Origin of the sequence: Fictibacillus sp. WQ 8-8 (assembly GCF_024494405.1) — a bacterium.
GTDB classification, from domain to species: Bacteria; Bacillota; Bacilli; order Bacillales; family Fictibacillaceae; genus Fictibacillus_C; species Fictibacillus_C marinisediminis.
The window spans coordinates 102,246-119,011 of record NZ_JAMXKG010000003.1; the positions used below are offsets into that span (position 1 = coordinate 102,246).

18 protein-coding genes and 1 riboswitch are annotated in these 16,766 nt (G+C 44.1%); of the genes, 14 read left to right on the forward strand and 4 right to left on the reverse strand.

What is annotated here, in order from left to right:
- Positions 1–6: 6 nt before the first annotated feature.
- From M1K46_RS05825 to M1K46_RS05855, 7 genes are all read left to right on the forward strand, one after another.
- The gene (locus tag M1K46_RS05825; RefSeq protein ID WP_053355078.1) at positions 7–471 is read left to right on the forward strand and encodes a DinB family protein; all 465 of its coding nucleotides are present in this window, start codon (positions 7–9) and stop codon (positions 469–471) included.
- A 128-nt stretch (positions 472–599) separates the two neighbouring features.
- Positions 600–1,235, forward strand: coding sequence for a DUF1345 domain-containing protein (locus M1K46_RS05830; RefSeq protein WP_256225317.1), 636 nt, complete (start codon positions 600–602; stop codon positions 1,233–1,235).
- A 122-nt stretch (positions 1,236–1,357) separates the two neighbouring features.
- Positions 1,358–1,540, forward strand: coding sequence for a twin-arginine translocase TatA/TatE family subunit (locus M1K46_RS05835; protein WP_062239581.1), 183 nt, complete (start codon positions 1,358–1,360; stop codon positions 1,538–1,540).
- 60 nt (positions 1,541–1,600) lie between these two features.
- On the forward strand, positions 1,601–2,347 hold the full coding sequence (gene tatC / locus M1K46_RS05840; RefSeq protein WP_062239586.1) for a twin-arginine translocase subunit TatC: 747 nt from the start codon (positions 1,601–1,603) through the stop codon (positions 2,345–2,347).
- Between the two features lie 423 nt (positions 2,348–2,770).
- Complete coding sequence (locus tag M1K46_RS05845; protein ID WP_375162182.1) at positions 2,771–4,504, forward strand: alkaline phosphatase D family protein; 1,734 nt, start codon at positions 2,771–2,773, stop codon at positions 4,502–4,504.
- A gap of 134 nt (positions 4,505–4,638) precedes the next feature.
- Positions 4,639–5,676 carry an ArsR/SmtB family transcription factor gene (locus M1K46_RS05850; protein WP_256225319.1) on the forward strand — a complete coding sequence of 346 codons (1,038 nt, stop codon included), beginning with the start codon at positions 4,639–4,641 and terminating at the stop codon, positions 5,674–5,676.
- On the forward strand, positions 5,673–6,887 hold the full coding sequence (locus M1K46_RS05855) for an MFS transporter (protein ID WP_256225320.1): 1,215 nt from the start codon (positions 5,673–5,675) through the stop codon (positions 6,885–6,887). The genes M1K46_RS05850 and M1K46_RS05855 overlap by 4 nt, the downstream gene beginning before the upstream one ends.
- A 12-nt stretch (positions 6,888–6,899) precedes the next feature.
- Here the strand turns inward: M1K46_RS05855 and M1K46_RS05860 are convergent, their stop codons facing one another.
- Complete coding sequence (locus tag M1K46_RS05860; protein WP_256225321.1) at positions 6,900–7,766, reverse strand: MBL fold metallo-hydrolase; 867 nt, start codon at positions 7,764–7,766, stop codon at positions 6,900–6,902.
- Positions 7,767–7,917: 151 nt separating this feature from the next.
- Here M1K46_RS05860 and M1K46_RS05865 point away from each other — a divergent pair, with 151 nt between their 5' ends.
- The 5 genes from M1K46_RS05865 (at position 7,918) to M1K46_RS05885 (ending at position 11,173) form a co-directional block, all read left to right on the forward strand.
- A complete protein-coding gene (locus tag M1K46_RS05865) occupies positions 7,918–8,571 on the forward strand; it encodes a futalosine hydrolase (RefSeq protein ID WP_256225322.1) in 654 nt (217 codons plus the stop codon).
- A gap of 9 nt (positions 8,572–8,580) precedes the next feature.
- The gene (locus M1K46_RS05870) at positions 8,581–9,426 is read left to right on the forward strand and encodes a 1,4-dihydroxy-6-naphthoate synthase (protein ID WP_256225828.1); all 846 of its coding nucleotides are present in this window, start codon (positions 8,581–8,583) and stop codon (positions 9,424–9,426) included.
- 3 nt (positions 9,427–9,429) lie between these two features.
- Positions 9,430–9,996, forward strand: a complete 567-nt coding sequence (locus M1K46_RS05875) for a hydrolase (RefSeq protein ID WP_256225323.1) — start codon at positions 9,430–9,432, stop codon at positions 9,994–9,996.
- 134 nt (positions 9,997–10,130) lie between these two features.
- A complete protein-coding gene (locus tag M1K46_RS05880) occupies positions 10,131–10,307 on the forward strand; it encodes a hypothetical protein (protein WP_139223430.1) in 177 nt (58 codons plus the stop codon).
- A gap of 353 nt (positions 10,308–10,660) precedes the next feature.
- Positions 10,661–11,173, forward strand: coding sequence for a hypothetical protein (locus tag M1K46_RS05885; protein ID WP_256225324.1), 513 nt, complete (start codon positions 10,661–10,663; stop codon positions 11,171–11,173).
- 1 nt (position 11,174) lies between these two features.
- On the opposite strand, the gene M1K46_RS05890 is transcribed toward M1K46_RS05885, so the two are convergent.
- The gene (locus M1K46_RS05890; RefSeq protein ID WP_256225325.1) at positions 11,175–11,738 is read right to left on the reverse strand and encodes a hypothetical protein; all 564 of its coding nucleotides are present in this window, start codon (positions 11,736–11,738) and stop codon (positions 11,175–11,177) included.
- Between the two features lie 200 nt (positions 11,739–11,938).
- Positions 11,939–12,076 carry a hypothetical protein gene (locus tag M1K46_RS05895; RefSeq protein ID WP_139223431.1) on the reverse strand — a complete coding sequence of 46 codons (138 nt, stop codon included), beginning with the start codon at positions 12,074–12,076 and terminating at the stop codon, positions 11,939–11,941.
- A gap of 144 nt (positions 12,077–12,220) precedes the next feature.
- Positions 12,221–12,364: riboswitch (cyclic di-AMP (ydaO/yuaA leader) on the forward strand.
- A gap of 109 nt (positions 12,365–12,473) precedes the next feature.
- On the opposite strand from M1K46_RS05895, the gene M1K46_RS05900 reads away from it, so the two are divergent.
- A complete protein-coding gene (locus tag M1K46_RS05900; protein ID WP_053355066.1) occupies positions 12,474–14,297 on the forward strand; it encodes an APC family permease in 1,824 nt (607 codons plus the stop codon).
- Between the two features lie 32 nt (positions 14,298–14,329).
- Here the strand turns inward: M1K46_RS05900 and M1K46_RS05905 are convergent, their stop codons facing one another.
- Positions 14,330–15,523: an MFS transporter gene (locus tag M1K46_RS05905; protein ID WP_256225326.1), complete on the reverse strand. Its 1,194-nt coding sequence runs from the start codon at positions 15,521–15,523 to the stop codon at positions 14,330–14,332.
- Positions 15,524–15,666: 143 nt separating this feature from the next.
- Between M1K46_RS05905 and M1K46_RS05910 the strand changes: the two genes are divergently transcribed.
- Positions 15,667–16,425 carry a TrmB family transcriptional regulator gene (locus M1K46_RS05910; protein WP_091009115.1) on the forward strand — a complete coding sequence of 253 codons (759 nt, stop codon included), beginning with the start codon at positions 15,667–15,669 and terminating at the stop codon, positions 16,423–16,425.
- The last annotated feature ends 341 nt before the right edge of the window (positions 16,426–16,766 follow it).

The window sequence follows — 16,766 nt, forward strand, 5'->3', positions numbered from 1 at the left end:
GTCCTCATGAATATAATAAAACCAATTTTTCACCAGCTGGAGGTAGCCAACCATTACATTCTAAAAATTTTAGAAATCATGGAAGAAAGCGACCTGGAACTTTCGCTGGGAGCGGAGAAAAGAACGTTACGGGAACTGTTAGCCCATCTAGCCGTGATCTATAAAGCGGACTTTATGATCTTGAATGGGGCCACTCAGCAGGAGATGGAGGAGTTCTATGAAAAGCATCACCCCCAGACCATTGCGGAAATAAAGGAGATGCTTCTTGATCATTTTGCTTTTTTAAAAGAAAAGACGGCGTGTTTTTCGAATGAAGATTGGTCTGTTGTTACAACCTCGTGGTGGGGAGTATCCTATTCAAGATACGAATGGATGCTGGAAATTCTCGGACATGTCTATCACCATAGAGGTCAGCTGCAGACGGTACTCGCCATAAATAGCAGAGACCCGAAAATTCAACTGTTTGAATAACATCAATCTTTAATTCGCCTGGAAAGATAAACTCACCATTCCATTTTCAATAACATATCATAAGGTAGCGGTGTATGAGGACGAGCATTTCTTCTTGCATTGACTACCCTTTTTAAGTTGGCGGTTTTATGAAATTGAAAAAGAGTACGAAAAAAGATTACCGCTGGCCGTCTGATGTTGCTATCGTCATCATCGGAGTACTATTTAAACTTTTATCCAATATGGTGACAATCGGCCCGAACTGGCCGGTCTTTGTCATTGCTTTTATCCTTTATATTCCTTTGCTTTACGCAGTTAGTTCTGAACATGATCTATGGTCGAGGAAATTTGCGATTCTTCGGGTTTTAGTTCTTACTTTTGCCTTGATGAGCAGCATGGTGGACTTGGTGTATTCTTTATTTTTTGGCATGCCGAGTGCCAGTGAATTATTTCAAAGTGCTGGTCTATTGTGGGCAGCGAACGTGCTGATTTTTGCGATCTGGTATTGGGAGATCGACAGAGGGGGGCCAATCCGGAGAAATTCAAAAAATCCAGGGAAGCCTGAATTTGGTTTTCCTCAGATGATGTCCTCTCTGCCAGAGTGGGAAGGGTGGAAGCCTAATTTCCTAGATTACTTATTTGTAGCATTTAACACAAGTGTTGCTTTCAGTCCGGCGGATACGGCTGTATTTTCCCGGCGGGCGAAACTCCTGATGATGACACAATCGGTGATCTCACTTGTTGCGCTCGTTGTACTGGCGGCACGGGCAATTAATATCGTGTAAGGGATGGTGAATGCCATCCTTTTTTAAGTTTATAAAATGTTAAATTTTTCTTCACAGTTCCTCAACAATACTTATTTATCGTAGGAGGTAAGCGATAACGACATCCTTAAGGAGGAATTCCAATGTTACAAAATATCGGTATACCCGGCTTGGTTATCATGTTAGTGATCGCGTTAATTATCTTCGGGCCTTCTAAACTTCCTGAGATTGGACGGGCATTTGGCAGCACACTCAGAGAATTTAAAAACTCTGCCAAAGATTTGATGAGTTCGGATGAAAAGGAAGAGAGAGCAGAACAGAAATAATAGAAGAAGGGGGTGGCCATTCGTCATCTCCTTCCTCTTATTTAGCAGAGGTGAAAAATTATGAAGGATGTAGAAATGCTCCTAGTGGATCATCTAAGCGAGCTTCGAAAACGGCTGATTATTACCTTGGTTACATTTGCTCTATTTTTCATCGTTTCCTTTATTTATGTTCAGGACATCTATCACTGGCTAATCAGGGATTTGGACGAGAAGCTTGCGGTTCTTGGGCCAAGTGATATTCTGTGGGTGTATTTTATGATATCGGGCATCATCTCCATCGCACTGACGATTCCGGTGGCGGCTCACCAGATCTGGATGTTTGTGAAACCGGCACTCTCTAAACACGAAGCCAAAACGGCATTGTCCTACATACCGGCTTTATTTCTGCTGTTTATCACCGGCCTTGCCTTTGGCTATTTTGTTGTTTACCCGATGGTGCTGGATTTCCTGCTCTCGCTTTCAGATGGACAGTTTCAGACCTTCTTTACATCAGAAAAATATTTCAGATTTATGATGAATCTCACGCTGCCGTTTGGCTTTTTGTTCGAGATTCCTCTCGTCATCATGTTTCTGACATCTATCGGCCTCGTAAATCCAAAACTTCTATCAAAAGCACGGAGAATCGCTTATTTTGTTTTAGTACTGATTGCGATTGTTATTACGCCGCCAGATTTCATGTCCGATTTTCTTGTCACAATTCCACTTTTGGTTCTGTATGAGTTCAGCATCACGTTATCCAAGATTGTTTACCGTAAAAAGCTGGCTAAGCAGGAGGATAATGTTGTGGAGCTGAGGAAGCCTTCGTGAGTTTGAAGGAATACGCGCCGATTGGGCTGAAATACGCGCGAATCTTCTCGTTTTACGATCCAATCTCCCCAAAATACGATCCAATCTCACACAAATACGCGCCAATCAAAAAAGAGTGCTCCCCTCACTCTTTTTTAAACTTCCAATTGTTAGGATTTTTTAAAGCAAATGTTAAAATTCACCTGGGCGAAAGTCCTTATCGTTTGTTGAGGGTTGACTGAATTTGTCCCTTCACGTATTGAAATATGTTGAAAAAAGATACAGGGGATGATAAAAGTCCTGAGAAGAATGGCCTTCTCCTTTTATTCTCTTAAACTCCGGCCTTTACATATCTTTACGGTAGATTCACAAACAGGTTTTATACTGAGCCTCGTACGCTACTATTTCAATGAGAGGGGAATCAGCATGGCAGATGAGAGGCATATGGAGGATTGGATTAAGGAACTAACCGATAAGAGTAATGAGGACAAGAGGTTTGATCGTCGAAGCTTTCTAAAAGGAACCGGTAAGATCGCGGGATTATCTCTTGGTATGGTGTTGGCTCAGTCCATGGGAGGCTTTGAGGTTAACGCGGCTCCAAAGTTTCATAGCTACCCTTTTACCCTGGGTGTTGCGTCTGGTGATCCACTTTCCGATGGCGTCGTGCTGTGGACACGTCTTGCCCCAGATCCGCTGAATGGGGGCGGGATGCCTGCACAAGCTGTTCCGGTAAAATGGGAGATTGCCAGAGATGAACGTTTTCGCAACATCGTTCAATACGGAACAGAGCTGGCAAGACCTGATCTTGCGCATTCCGTGCATGTTGAAGTGAGCGGGTTAAAACCTAACGAAGTCTATTATTATCGTTTTAAAAGCGGTTATGAACTGAGTCCGATCGGCAGAACGAAGACCTTGCCTGCTGTTGGATCTGCCGTGAAAGAATTGAAATTTGCATTTGCTTCTTGCCAGCAATATGAACACGGATTCTATACGGCCTATAAGCATATGGCTGAAGAGGATCTGGATCTTGTGTTCCATCTTGGTGATTATATTTACGAATATGGCCCGAACGAGTATGTCGCGGCAACCGGAAATGTCCGTACGCACAGCAGTGCAGAGGTCATGTCGCTGGATGATTACCGCAACCGTCATGCCCAGTATCGCTCTGATGCGAACCTGAAGGCTGCTCATGCTGCTTTCCCATGGGTTGTCACCTGGGATGACCATGAAGTTGAAAACAACTATGCGGATAAGATTCCTGAAAAAGGACAGTCTGTGGAAGCTTTCATCATTCGCCGGGCTGCCGCTTACCAAGCGTATTATGAGCATATGCCGCTTCGTAAAACATCGCTGCCAAACGGGCCGGACATGCGTTTATACCGAAATTTCACATACGGGAACCTCGCTTCGTTCAATGTACTCGATACCCGCCAGTACCGGTCGGATCAAGCCAACGGAGACGGAAACAAACCACAGTCTCCTGAATCACTGGATCCTCGCCGTACTCTTATGGGGAAGGAACAGGAAAGCTGGCTCTTTAACAATCTGAGTACTTCCAAGGCTCACTGGAATGTACTGGCTCAGCAGATTTTCTTTGCTCAATGGAATTTTGGGACAAGCGCTGCCCCTGTTTACAGCATGGATTCCTGGGATGGCTATCCGGCACAGCGCCAGCGGGTTTTAGACTTTGTAAAAAGTAAAAACATGAACAATCTGATTGTATTAACAGGGGATGTTCACGCGAGCTGGGCTTCCAACCTGCTTATGGATTTTGATAATCCCAAGTCACCAATCTTCGGTGCTGAATTTGTTGGAACTTCCATCACTTCCGGTGGAAATGGCGCCGATAAGCGAAAAGATACCGATCATATTTTGGAACAAAATTCGCATATCAAATTTTTTAACGACTACCGCGGCTATGTCCGCTGTAAGGTGACACCTGAACAATGGCAGGCTGACTATCGTGTTGTCCCTTTCGTAACAGAGCCAGGTGCCGCAGTATCTACACGAGCGTCCTATGTTTACCAAAAAGACCAACTCGGGCTGAAGCGGGTATCGGCTTCCATTGTCCCACAGGGGCTTAAAATTTCTGAACAGGTAGAGGATGACCGCTTTACTGCTCATACGCATGCACATAACAAGCAGATGGGTCAAATAAAGGAGAAAGTAAAACAGTAAATGGGCTCAGAGACACAAAAGCGTAAAGCTGCTTTTGTGTTTTTTTTTTGAATGTTCATTCGAAATATATTGAATAAATAGTTCGTTAAATTTAGAATATAAAGTATGAAACTATAAAAGGGGGATGGAAAGTCTTGAAACACCTTTTATCCGCACAGCCCGCAGAAAAAGTCCAAGTAGCACTAGAATCTTCATCTGTATGGGAAGTCATACTTGGTATTGCCGGTTATACCTACGCACAATTAAGGCATTCCTTTGATTTGGACGAGCAATGGAAAGATTGGAAAGGGGAAATGAACAGTTCGCTTATTGAGCATCTGAAACAAATCCAAGAAACGAACTTGTGGTACGGAATGCTCCTGCTTCAAAACCGGTGGAACGCGGACACCCTTCAAGAATTTTCGAATAAACTGCAGAACATGACAGAGGAAGAATTTTATGAAACGCTCCTGCCTTATAAGAACCGGGAAGCCGAAGCAACTCGAAAGGAAACTGCCCTAAACTTTAGCCATGAGAATCGTTTTAGAGAATATGCTTCGTACTTTGAAGGTCACGAATACTTGGAAGGCTATGTTCGATTGCTGGGAGAGCGGCCACGCGTTGAGTTAAGTTCGCTGATGTTATCCGCGATGGAAGAGTGGCATGGCTTTATAAGTGCAAAGCCAGCTTGGAAAAAATGGATGCAGGCACTTGCTCATGAAACAAGACAAATCGTGAAATATGAAGAGCCATTGGAAGAGATTGAACGAATTACAGGCGGCGTTAAGTATATTCCTGAACCATCAGTGTGGTACATAAAGCTTGTTCCCCATGTTTCTTACCGGCCATGGGTTCTGCAATTACGGACACCTGACACCATGCTTTTCTTTTATCCGGTAAACGAAGAATATTTAACCGAGCCAGGGGTTCCGTCCATAGAGCTGATCCGGGGGCATAAAGCGCTCGGAGACGAGTTTCGATTGAAACTTCTTTTTCTGCTTCAAAAAGGTCCATTATCACTGCAGGAATTGAGCGGACAGTTTCACATGTCAAAAACGACACTTCACCATCAGCTTTCCCTTTTAAAAGCCGCGAAGTTCGTTAGTGTTGAAAAAGGGATCTATTCGGCAAATGTGAAACAGATCCAGTCTTTTTCGGAAAGATTAATCCAGTACTTGGGAAAAGAAGAATGAAAAGCTACTCGAGGTCGTTTAAAGCGCTTTGGACCGGTGAGATGGTATCTGAATTTGGAGGAGCAGCAGGGGGCATTGTCAACGGATTGCTTCTGTATGAACTGACCGGCTCAAAAGAATGGATGGGAGCATTGTGGCTGGTTTACTTTCTACCTTCTCTAGTGCTGCAGGGAATCAGTGCTCCTTTTTTAAATCACGTGATAAAAGAAAAAGTGCTCCGAAACATTCAGCTCATCCGCATGGGTGCATACTTGCTGCCGCTGATCGGATCACTGCTCCATTCGCATGCGGGGACCATTTTAGGACTTGCCATTCTGCAATGCTGCTTAGGATTGCTGCAGCCGATCTATGCCAGTCTGTCGTTTTCTCTTTTGCCTGAAATCTGCAAAAAAGAGGAGCTGGCAGAAGCGAATGGATTGCTTGATGGAACGATACGGCTGATGAGTTTTCTTGCGCCTGGCGTAACTTCATTATTGCTGCTGATCAGTCCTGTGCCTCTTATTTACGCACTGTCTTCTTTCTTGTTTCTCGTTAGCTATTATGCCCTTTCACGAATACCGCCGCTTGAACCGAAAAGAGCAGCGGTGTGGACTAAACGATTTTGGTGGTCAGAGATGAAGCAGGGGTATCAGAACTTTTTTGAGTATCCATATCTCTTGAGGCTGACCCTTCTTTCATCAAGTGTCCAATTTGCTGTAGGAGCTGCCATGGTCCTAAGTGTTCCTCTGATTCGGAGTGAACTCAATGGAGAGAGGTGGGAGTATGCTGTTTTTTCAGGAGCTTTTCCGATCGGCTATGCGCTGGGGACCGTCCTAATAAAGCGAATTCCAAAATCGCCATGGACGATGTATTTTGGACTCGTAGCTGGAGGGATTTCCTTCCTTCTTCTTTTCGTGGTGACGTCGATTCCAGGGGCATGGATGTGCGAGTTGTTTGGTGGAATGGTATTCCCGCTGTTCAACGCTCAAAGCGCTGCTAATTTCCAGAAGGAAGCTCCCCGAGAGCGATTGGCCCAGTTAAGTGCCGTCCGCTTGCTGTTCATGAGAGCCACGATGCCTTTGGGGATCTTATTTGCTTCTTCAGCATTCCTTCATCTCTCCATACGCCAGACTTTTGGTGTGATTGGAACGGTTATTGTCTTGCCCGGTTTATTTTTTCTGATCAAGGAAAGTGGAAGGATACATTCTTTTAATAAACAAAAAACAGGCTAATTAGCCTGTTATTTATTGCTCTGGCAGCTGATCCCCCACATATTTACCATAATCGGGAATGGCAATCTTATCAAAATCTCGTGCTAATCTTGTGAGATTTTGTGAGAGCCATTCTCCTTTAACCGGGCGCCCATGTCCTGTAACCGCCATTGCGGGGTGCAACGACTCCAGTTTTTTCACTGATTGCCAGGCTGTCATCCAGTCAGGGGTAAAATAGCGGGGTGGTCCGCTGATCTCCAGTTCCTGTATGATGACGCTGTATAGGTCCTCTTGTTTTACGGTGATGAAAGCATCCCCGGCGATCAATGCCTTGTCAGAATCCCGAAACAAGGAAATATGGCCGTCAGTATGGCCAGGTGTATGAATCCAGCGCCAACCAGGCATTTCGGGAACAGATCCATCTTCAGGGAGAGCGGTTACTCGTTGATCCAGGTCAATCGATTCGTGCGGGAAAAGAAAGGACATTTTTGCCACCATACCACCTTCCACAGAAGGATCTGGCTCTTGATAATCTTTCTTCCCAGTGACATAAGGCAGCTCAAGCCGGTGGGCATAGACAGGGACATCCCACTTTTTCAAAAGGCCAATGATGCCGCCGATATGATCGAAATGGGCATGCGTGAGAATGATGGCTTTCGGCCGTGAACCTTTTCCGAAGCGCTCTTCAGCCTCATAGATGATCTTTTCGGCCGAATCAGGCATACCGGCATCGACCAGTACCCAATCTTGCCCGTTTTCAGGCTTTCCGATAAAACAAAGATTAACGATCTGGTTGGTATAGCTGTAGATATCGGGTGCGAGTTCTATTCCTTCACCAGAAGTGACCGAGCTGACTGGAATGTATTTATTCGTAGAAGCACTGCCCTCCACATGATCCATACTGAAGACCCTCCGTTCCATTTTTTCTCTACTCGTATAGGGTTTTCAATACGGTATAATTTATGCGGGAATCCCTTATTGCCCAGAGCATGAAAGTGGAAAAAACAGCAGAATAAATGCTACCTTTGAAGAGGGAACAGGAGGACTGAACATGAATAAGTTAAAAGGACGGATACTGATTATGACATCCGTACAGGCGGAAAAAGAGGCCGTTCTTCGCGGATGGCATGATCCCCGAGTGGATGTTGTACTGGCAGGTGTCGGACCTGTTGCATCTGCCATCAATACGATGAAGGCATTAAACGCCAATACATATAATCTTGTCATTAATGCAGGAATTGCCGGTGGTTTTGCCAATAGAGCTGACATTGGTTCACTGGTGATCGCAAATGAAATTGTCTGTGCCGATTTAGGTGCTGAATCTCCCGATGGCTTCCTCAGTCTGGACGAGCTGGGATTTGGTTCTTCAACTAGAGTTGGAGTGGATGAAAGCTTCGTACTGGCTATATCATCTGCACTGTCAAAAGCTGGACTAATCGCACAACCAGCACCCATTCTTACTCTTTCAAAGGTGACAGGGACCACAGAAACGACTGAAGAATTAATGGAACGGGAACCGGAAGCCGCAGCTGAAGCGATGGAAGGATACGGTGTGGCATTGGCGGCACAGGAGTATAATCTGCCGGTGCTTGAAATCCGGGCGATCTCCAATACGGTAGGTCCTCGTGATCGTGAGGGATGGCGGATAAAAGATGCGCTGATATCCCTTGAATCAGCAAGTAAAGTTTTAATGGAGGTATTATAAATGAGTAAAATGAGCATCGCCTTTTCACCATGCCCGAATGATACGTTTGTGTTTCATGCATTGGTCCATGGAATGGTGCCAGGCACCCCGGAATTTGATGTGACCTATGCCGATATTGACATTACAAACGGATTGGCTGCCCGACAGGAGGGGCCAGATATACTAAAGATTTCGTATGCTGCACTTCCTTGGGTGCTGGATCATTATGATTTAATTCCTTGCGGAGGAGCACTTGGACGAGGCTGCGGCCCGCTTGTTCTTGTGAATCAAGACGGCGAAGTAAGTCCGGACATGCTGTCAGGAAAAAGGGTTGCCGTGCCGAGCGAACGTTCTACGGCTTATTTGCTGTTCCGCCTATGGGCAGCTCAAAATGTACCAGGCGGAATTGGAGAAACAGTCGTGATGCCGTTTGACCAAATCATGCCGGCTGTTAAAGAAGGTAAGATTGATGCTGGCCTCGTCATTCATGAAGCCCGTTTTACCTATCAAAATTATGGCTTGAACCTGTTGGCCGATATGGGTAACTGGTGGGAAGAGGACACTGGGCTGCCGATACCGCTCGGTGCGATTATTGCCCGCAAGTCAATGGATATTGAATCAATCACGAAATGGATTCGTTCCTCAGTTGCCTATGCGTGGGACTCTCCAGAAGCGTCAAGAGAATATGTCATGCAGCATGCAAGCGAACTATCACTCGATGTAGCTCAGCAGCACATCAACCTCTATGTGAATGAATTTACCGCTGATTTAGGGGAAAAGGGCTATGAAGCGATCATTTCTTTGCTTAATCGCGCGGCCAAAGAAGGTCTTGTACCGGAAAGAGACTATTCCACACTTTTAAAAATGGAGGACTAAGTTATGAATTCACTAAACATCGATTTTCATAAAACAGCCCTCGTCATTATCGATCTTCAAAAAGGGATCGTCAAATTCCCTGGCGGACAAGAGGTAGTGGAGAAAGCTGCTGAATTGGTGAAGCTGTTCCGTCAAAAAGAGGGATTTATATCATTCGTGAACGTAGAGTTTCATGATGGCAAAGATGCATTGAAACCAGCGATTGACAAGCCTGTGGCTTCTGCTGAACGCCCTTCTGACTGGGCTGAGTTTGCACCTGAACTTGGTGTTACGGACAATGATTACGTCGTCACGAAGCGCCAATGGGGAGCTTTTTTCGGTACGGATCTTGATCTTCAGCTCAGGCGCCGCGGAATTGACACCATTGTGCTCTGCGGGATTGCCACCAACATCGGTGTTGAAAGTACGGCGAGAGAAGCCTTCCAGCTTGGATACAACCAAGTTTTCATAACGGACGCGATGGTTGCGCTCAGCCAGGAAGAGCATGACGCATCCTGCCGCTTTATTTTTCCGAAAATCGGTAAGGTAAGGACGCTGGAGGAATTTTTGAAACACATTCACGTGAACTAAACAGAAGGAAGGATTTCGGTCCTTCCTTCTTTTTTAATGGCTGTTTTCGTAACCTTTGTTGCTAATTGAATATAAAGGGTTGTGTAATTATATATTAAAAGATAACATGGAAAAAATTGAGAGGAGGTATAAAAATGACTTGGCTATTGGTCTTAATTTTAGGAATAATAGCGTTTGCTTTGTTTTTAGACTGGAGACGCAAAAAAAACAACAACAATTCTCGACCTCCAATAAACCCTGGTGCTAAGCCAGGAGAAAGCACTAATTATATGATGGGAGATAATAAATATACTGACGGTGGTGGTTCATAGAAAAGCAACAGAGCGTTTTTACCCTGAAAGGTTAGCTCCCTTTTGCCGATGTCATGAGAATGATCCAGGTAGTCTATTATTTTTTCTTTATTTTCATTGAGGCTGCTCGATGTTGGAATAACAGGCTGCTTCTTCTTGCGCAACCCTTCAGTAGGCGTTTGTGAGGACAGCTTTTTTGATTTTTTCCAAAATGACGCCATTTGCTTATCACCCCAGGTAAGATACTGCTCTTAGTATGAGACGAGGGAAGAAAAATATGTAATAGATGAAGCTCAAGATGAAAGGTAACGATCGTTCAAGAATAAGACCTGTACGTGATGAATATCCATACTGTATAACGAGAGAGAGAATCTATGGACCGAGAAGGAACGACCAATCCGGGTGATATTGCCCTGAAAGGAGGCTATCGAATCGAAGCGGCAGTAAAAGGGTTTCAGCATCCAATCAGTTTATTATTTACGGCAAGTGGAAGGCTTATTGTCGGGGAAGCAGGTGTGGCAACAGGTTATGGCAGAGTGATAGAAGTAACTAGACAGGGAAATAAGGTCATCGCAGAGGGATTTGAACCTCCGCTTACTGGCATCAATCAATATGGAAGCAAAATCTATGTTTCGCATAGAGGAAAAATTACGGCCGTTACGATAGATGGAGAAAAAGAGGATATCCTGACTGGCTTGCCAAGCCACGGAGATCATCACAATAATAAAGTGGTTTTTGGAAGAGACGATAAAATGTATTTTGGGCAAGGAACGGCTACCAATTCAGGAGTAGTCGGGAAAGACTCAGGATGGTTGAAGGTGTTCAGGTATTTTCATGATTATCCGGGCCAGGATATTACGTTGAACGGACAAAACTTTAAAGTTTAGATCATAGCCGTCTCCTCACATATTTTTTTAGAATAAACCATGTGATTTCCAGCCAGGCCAAACTATATCCCCACGTGAAAAGCAATAGGTACAGCCAAAGATAAAAGTTGCCGGTACTGTGGAATGCGGGCCCGAATAAAGGAAATTGAAATCCGATCAGCATGATGCAAATTCCAGAAATAAGACAAATGGAACCAGTGGTTACAATCAAAATACGTCTTTTAAAAAAAGTAAAGCCATGGCCCAATCCCAATCCAAGCAAACCGGTTGTAAAAATAAAAATCAATAATTCACTAGGCTGCACAATAACAAGGAGCAGACATGTTAAAACGAAGGAGTAAAACCCAAGAAGCGGAGAGATGATGGTGATCAAAACAACAGGAAGAGTGGAAAGGGGGCTGATGATGAGTCCGATCATCGGCAGAGTACCTCCAGCAGATTGCAGGAGTGCAGTCACTGCAGAAGCAATGGAAGTCATTACGAGTAATGCAGTTTTAGAAAAGCGGTTCTGAACAGAGTATGCTGCCATTTCAACAAGGCGATCCATTCTTTTAAAAAGGTGCATAGAAGCCTCCTGCCATTCATTTTTTTACGTGACTAATCAATATAGTCCTGAACGTAAGGGACATTCCTATTTTTACCTATTTTTATATGAAGGTTTACCGTAAACGGGCACTTCAAATGAGGATGCTATGAATAACCACGATGGAGGATTGAAAGAGCCGGGGATTTCAACGCTCCCGGCTCTTCATCATTCATGTTGATTTATATCATTTCTTCTGTTTCTATATCTGGTTCTTCGTCGCTTTTGTTAAATTCCGGTCCGCCGTATTGCTCGTTGATCTCTTTAGCTAGTTGCTCCAGGAACTCATCTGAGAATAAGTGCCCCTCTTTTTTAGACATTTTAAATCCTCCTTTTTTTCGGGAAGTTCAAAATTTCTTTGTATATTAAATATTACCCACATCTTTAAAATTACCTTTAAGTAAAGTTTTTAATCTTTGTATTTACATTTTTTTAAGAGAGGAGTATTATTATCTAAGTTTCAAATTCTTAAATCGCTTAAACCAATTGGTGCGGGGGAACCATAATGGGCTTTTTTAAAAAGTCCTGGGGGTGAATCCTTAAGCAGGTAGGGCTACTCAATGGCCCGAATCCGACAGCTAACCTCGTAAGCGTTAATGAGAAGGAAATGAAGCTTGTGAGACTGGTAAACAAACGTCCGCAAGTCTATTAAAATTGGCTTGGGGGCTTTTTTCATGTGCATCTATACACAAATTTTTTATCGGCGGAGGAAAAACAGTGTTTTCTTATTTAAAGAGACTATTAATCGGAAGACCGCTCAAATCAAATGAGCTGGGGGAGCAGAAGCTTAACAAAACAAAAGCTTTAGCCATTCTTTCCTCAGATGCGTTATCATCTGTTGCGTATGGACCGGAGCAGATCTTGATCGTCTTAGTTACGGTTGGTGCTGCGGCTTTCTGGTATTCCATTCCCATTGCGGTTGGTGTACTTATTCTTTTAACTGCCCTTATTTTATCCTATCGGCAGATCATCTTTGCCTATCCACATGGCGGTGGGGCTTATGTTGTTTCAAGAGATAATTTGGGAGTGAATCCTGGATTAATCGCAGGCGGCTCGCTGCTGGTTGATTATATTTTAACCGTGGCAGTTAGTGTGTCAGCGGGTACAGATGCTATTACGTCTGCTTTCCCGGCGCTGCATTCTTATACTGTACCGATTGCGATTGTGTTTGTTTTGTTCCTTACAACTTTAAATTTGCGTGGGGTAACAGAATCTGCTTCAATTTTAGCTTATCCCGTTTATCTGTTTGTCCTAGCTTTATTTATCTTGATAGGTGTTGGATTGTATCAAATTTCAACGGGCCAGGTGCCTGCTGACTTACATACGTCTGTTGGAACACCAGTTGCCGGAATCAGTCTGTTTTTATTGCTGAAGGCCTTTGCTTCAGGCAGCTCAGCGTTAACAGGTGTAGAAGCCATTTCCAATGCTATACCGAATTTCAAGGATCCTGCCCCCAACAATGCGTCAAAGACGTTGATGGCCATGGGCGGATTATTGGCTTTACTATTTTCAGGAATTGTTTATTTGGCTTATTATTATGGAATTACTCCAAGTGTAAAGGAGACAGTGGTTTCTCAAATTGCCGACCATACATTTGGAAGAAACTATATGTATTATTTTATTCAGGGAACAACAGCATTAATTCTAATTTTGGCGGCAAACACAGGATATTCCGCTTTCCCGTTGCTCGCAGTTAACCTTGCAAAAGATAAATTTATCATGCGGATGTTTACCATTAGGGGTGACAGGCTTGGTTACTCAAATGGAATCATTACATTGGGAGTCAGCGCGATTATCCTGATCATCCTGTTTAAAGGACAGACAGAACATCTTATTCCGCTTTATGCCGTCGGGGTGTTTATCCCCTTCACCTTGTCTCAGTCAGGCATGATCGTGAAATGGATCAGGGAAAAACCAAAGGGATGGGTATCAAAGCTTATTATCAATGCAACCGGAGCTCTCATCAGTTTAACGGTAACCCTGATGTTCTTCTTTACTAAATTTCCACAGGTGTGGCCGGTATTAATCTTCTTGCCGATCATCGTCATCATCTTTCATAAGATCAAAACACATTATGAATTAGTAGGGGAACAATTAAGAATTAAACCGGATCAGCAGCCGAAGACGATTGAAGGCAACGTCATTATCGTACCTGTAGCAGGAATTACACAAGTTGTTGAAAACTCCATCAATTTTGCTACCTCACTTACAGATCAGGTCATAGCGGTATATGTTGCATTTGAGCGTGAGGACGAAAGAATATTCGAAGAAAAATGGAAGAAATGGCAGCCGAATGTGCGCCTCGTTACGCTGCATTCCCATTATCGAAGCATTATCCAGCCATTGACGAAATTTATTGACACGGTACAGCATAAAGCGAATGAAAATAACTATCAAGTAACCGTATTGATACCTCAGTTCATTACGAAGAAAAGCTGGCATAATATTCTTCATAACCAGTCAAGCTTACTGATTCGAGCGTATTTGCTCTTTAAACGAGATGTGGTTATTGCGACCGTGCCTTACCGTTTTAAAAAATAGTTGATGAAAAAAACACTTCCGAAGATTTTACCTCACGGAAGTGTTTTTTCTGTTTTAGGATGGATTTGTAAGGCTGATAAGCTCCGCTTGCGTTCTGACATTGAAATCAAAGCGGTAGCCAGGGCGATAATAATGAAACATCCGCCGACGGTTGCATTGGATTCTACGGTAGATTGCTCAATCACAAAACCGCCGATGGCAGAACCGAACGCAATACCAAAGTGAAGCGCCGTGTTATTCAGGCTTTGCTGGATATCTGACGTTTCAGCAGTGGAGGATTCGATAAGATAGCTTTGCATCGCGGGTGTAATGGCCCAACTCAGCATGCTCCAGATAATCATCACGCTCAAGAAAAGCGGAAGGGAAAACGTTGTATAAGGAATAACGAACATCGTAAACCCGAAAAGGATGATAAATCCAATAATAGAGCGTTTCGTACCCAAACGGTCAGCAAGAAAACCTCCAACACCTCCGCCAGCTACCGCCGCACAGCCAAAGACGAGATAAACAATGCTTACCCACGTTCCGTTCAGGCCAAGGGCTGTTTTTAAGAAGGGCGTTAAATATCCATAAAGCGTCAAGTGGCCGGCCAAAAAGAGGAAGGACGTTAACTGGCCGAACAGAAGCTTTCGGTTTTTCAGCGTCTTTATCTGTATCATAAGGGAAACAGCAGGTTTTGAAGCCATTTGCTCCATAAAAAAGTAAACCCCAGCCATGGAAAGCAGCGTCAATCCGGCGATCAAAATAAAAGGAGCACGCCAGCCGAATGCATTTCCAAGCATTAATCCGATCGGAACTCCAAGCACGAGCGAGGCACTGATTCCCATGAAAACGACACCGATGGCACGAGCACGATATTGTTCAGATACGATATTAGATGCGATTGTGATGCACAGAACAACCAGCAGAGAGCCGCTTGCCGCTGATAGGATTCGAGCAATCAAGAGCACACTGTATGTCGGGCTGAAGATCGCAATGCCGTTTCCGGCAAAAAACACGAGCAGTGTCAGCAGGGTAAGGCGTTTTCTTTCTACTTTAGATGTCATCATAAGAAGAAGAGGTGAGGCGACCGCAAAAACAAGCGAAAATGCTGTGATCAGAAAACCGGCATGGCCGATGCTGACATGTAAGTCTTCCGCCACGAGATCAAGTATTCCGCCAATGATCAATTCAACCATACCTACAACAAAAGATACGATGGTCAATAAGTAAACACGTTTATTCATAGCTATTCATCCTTTTGTGAAAAAGTTACCACTGTAATAGTAACATTTATAAAAAGAAAAACAAGATAAAAGTTTGTTTGTACATAAATTGGAAAGGACTGTGTTATGATTTACATAGTGATTAAAGTCAAGGAGTCAAAAACATGCTGCAGCAATTTGGATTTACTCAATATGAAAGCCAGGTGTATCAATCCTTAATCACCGAGGATCAGCCGCTGGATGCTACCGGTATTGTCAAGCGTTCTGGAGTTCCCCGTTCCAAAGTGTATGAGGTGCTTCACCGTCTGGCGGAAAAAGGAATGATCATGGAATCAACGGTGGAAAAAAAGCGGCTGTATACCGCACTGCCGATCGAGGCAACGATTAAAAAGCTCAAAGCCGACTTTGAGACCAATGTACAGCAGCTCAGAGAAGCACAGATAAAAAAAACAGTAACCGACGACCGGGTATGGACGCTGAAAGACAATCAGTCCATCCAATCTGTCCTGCAAGGTCTGCTGCAGGGAGCGGAACAATCCATTATCATTTCTGGGTGGGCGGATGACTTAACAGGCTATCTCCCATTACTGGAGGAGAAATATAAAAACGGGCTTTCAGTAAAAATTCATGTGATCGGTGAACTCTCCACGGAAATTCCGGACGTCTCAACCTTAATACCAGATACGCAGCACGGAACGTTGGAGAGAAGCCGGATCCTGATCGTGGACGAAGAGGAGATGCTCTTTGCTGGGATGGAAGATACGGCCTGGCAAGCCATTCGGACGAAATCACGTCCTCTCGTCAAATTCTTCGCGGAATTCTTTTATCATGATGTGGCACTAACAGAAATCACAAGAAAATACAAAGACACCGTCATGAAGGATGAAGCTGTAAGGAATGTGCTGTTGAACTTAAGATATTAGCTCTGTTAGGCAATGGTGGTGTGGTATTGGAGAAAAAGACTTGAGGGTCTCTTTTAAGCATCAGTATGCGATGCCCATTATGATGGAAAATCACCAATATGCTTTAGCGAAGCCAAGATAGTAATAAGAATGAAGGGGCTGTCCAGAAAGTCGAAAATTGACCTTCAGGCAGCCCCTTTTTGGCTTGAAAAATCTTCAATGAAAAGTTAATTGAAGTGGAAGATGCGAGACTCCTGCGGGACTAGCGTGACAGGTGAGACTCCCGCCGGTGCTTGCACCAAGAGGCTCACCGCACGCCCCGCGGAAAGCGAGCAGCCTGGAACGGAAATCAACAGCTTACA

What these genes read in the sequence shown, in the direction of transcription:
- M1K46_RS05885 (WP_256225324.1), top strand. Translation starts at nt 10,661, where the DNA reads ATGGACCGAGAAGGAACGACCAATCCGGGTGATATTGCCCTGAAAGGA.
- M1K46_RS05830 (WP_256225317.1), top strand. Translation starts at nt 600, where the DNA reads ATGAAATTGAAAAAGAGTACGAAAAAAGATTACCGCTGGCCGTCTGAT.
- M1K46_RS05890 (WP_256225325.1), bottom strand. Translation starts at nt 11,738, where the DNA reads ATGCACCTTTTTAAAAGAATGGATCGCCTTGTTGAAATGGCAGCATAC.
- M1K46_RS05860 (WP_256225321.1), bottom strand. Translation starts at nt 7,766, where the DNA reads ATGGATCATGTGGAGGGCAGTGCTTCTACGAATAAATACATTCCAGTC.
- M1K46_RS05880 (WP_139223430.1), top strand. Translation starts at nt 10,131, where the DNA reads ATGACTTGGCTATTGGTCTTAATTTTAGGAATAATAGCGTTTGCTTTG.
- M1K46_RS05835 (WP_062239581.1), top strand. Translation starts at nt 1,358, where the DNA reads ATGTTACAAAATATCGGTATACCCGGCTTGGTTATCATGTTAGTGATC.
- M1K46_RS05905 (WP_256225326.1), bottom strand. Translation starts at nt 15,523, where the DNA reads ATGAATAAACGTGTTTACTTATTGACCATCGTATCTTTTGTTGTAGGT.
- M1K46_RS05870 (WP_256225828.1), top strand. Translation starts at nt 8,581, where the DNA reads ATGAGCATCGCCTTTTCACCATGCCCGAATGATACGTTTGTGTTTCAT.
- M1K46_RS05825 (WP_053355078.1), top strand. Translation starts at nt 7, where the DNA reads ATGAATATAATAAAACCAATTTTTCACCAGCTGGAGGTAGCCAACCAT.
- M1K46_RS05895 (WP_139223431.1), bottom strand. Translation starts at nt 12,076, where the DNA reads ATGTCTAAAAAAGAGGGGCACTTATTCTCAGATGAGTTCCTGGAGCAA.
- M1K46_RS05910 (WP_091009115.1), top strand. Translation starts at nt 15,667, where the DNA reads ATGCTGCAGCAATTTGGATTTACTCAATATGAAAGCCAGGTGTATCAA.
- M1K46_RS05865 (WP_256225322.1), top strand. Translation starts at nt 7,918, where the DNA reads ATGAATAAGTTAAAAGGACGGATACTGATTATGACATCCGTACAGGCG.
- M1K46_RS05845 (WP_375162182.1), top strand. Translation starts at nt 2,771, where the DNA reads ATGGAGGATTGGATTAAGGAACTAACCGATAAGAGTAATGAGGACAAG.
- tatC (WP_062239586.1), top strand. Translation starts at nt 1,601, where the DNA reads ATGAAGGATGTAGAAATGCTCCTAGTGGATCATCTAAGCGAGCTTCGA.
- M1K46_RS05855 (WP_256225320.1), top strand. Translation starts at nt 5,673, where the DNA reads ATGAAAAGCTACTCGAGGTCGTTTAAAGCGCTTTGGACCGGTGAGATG.
- M1K46_RS05875 (WP_256225323.1), top strand. Translation starts at nt 9,430, where the DNA reads ATGAATTCACTAAACATCGATTTTCATAAAACAGCCCTCGTCATTATC.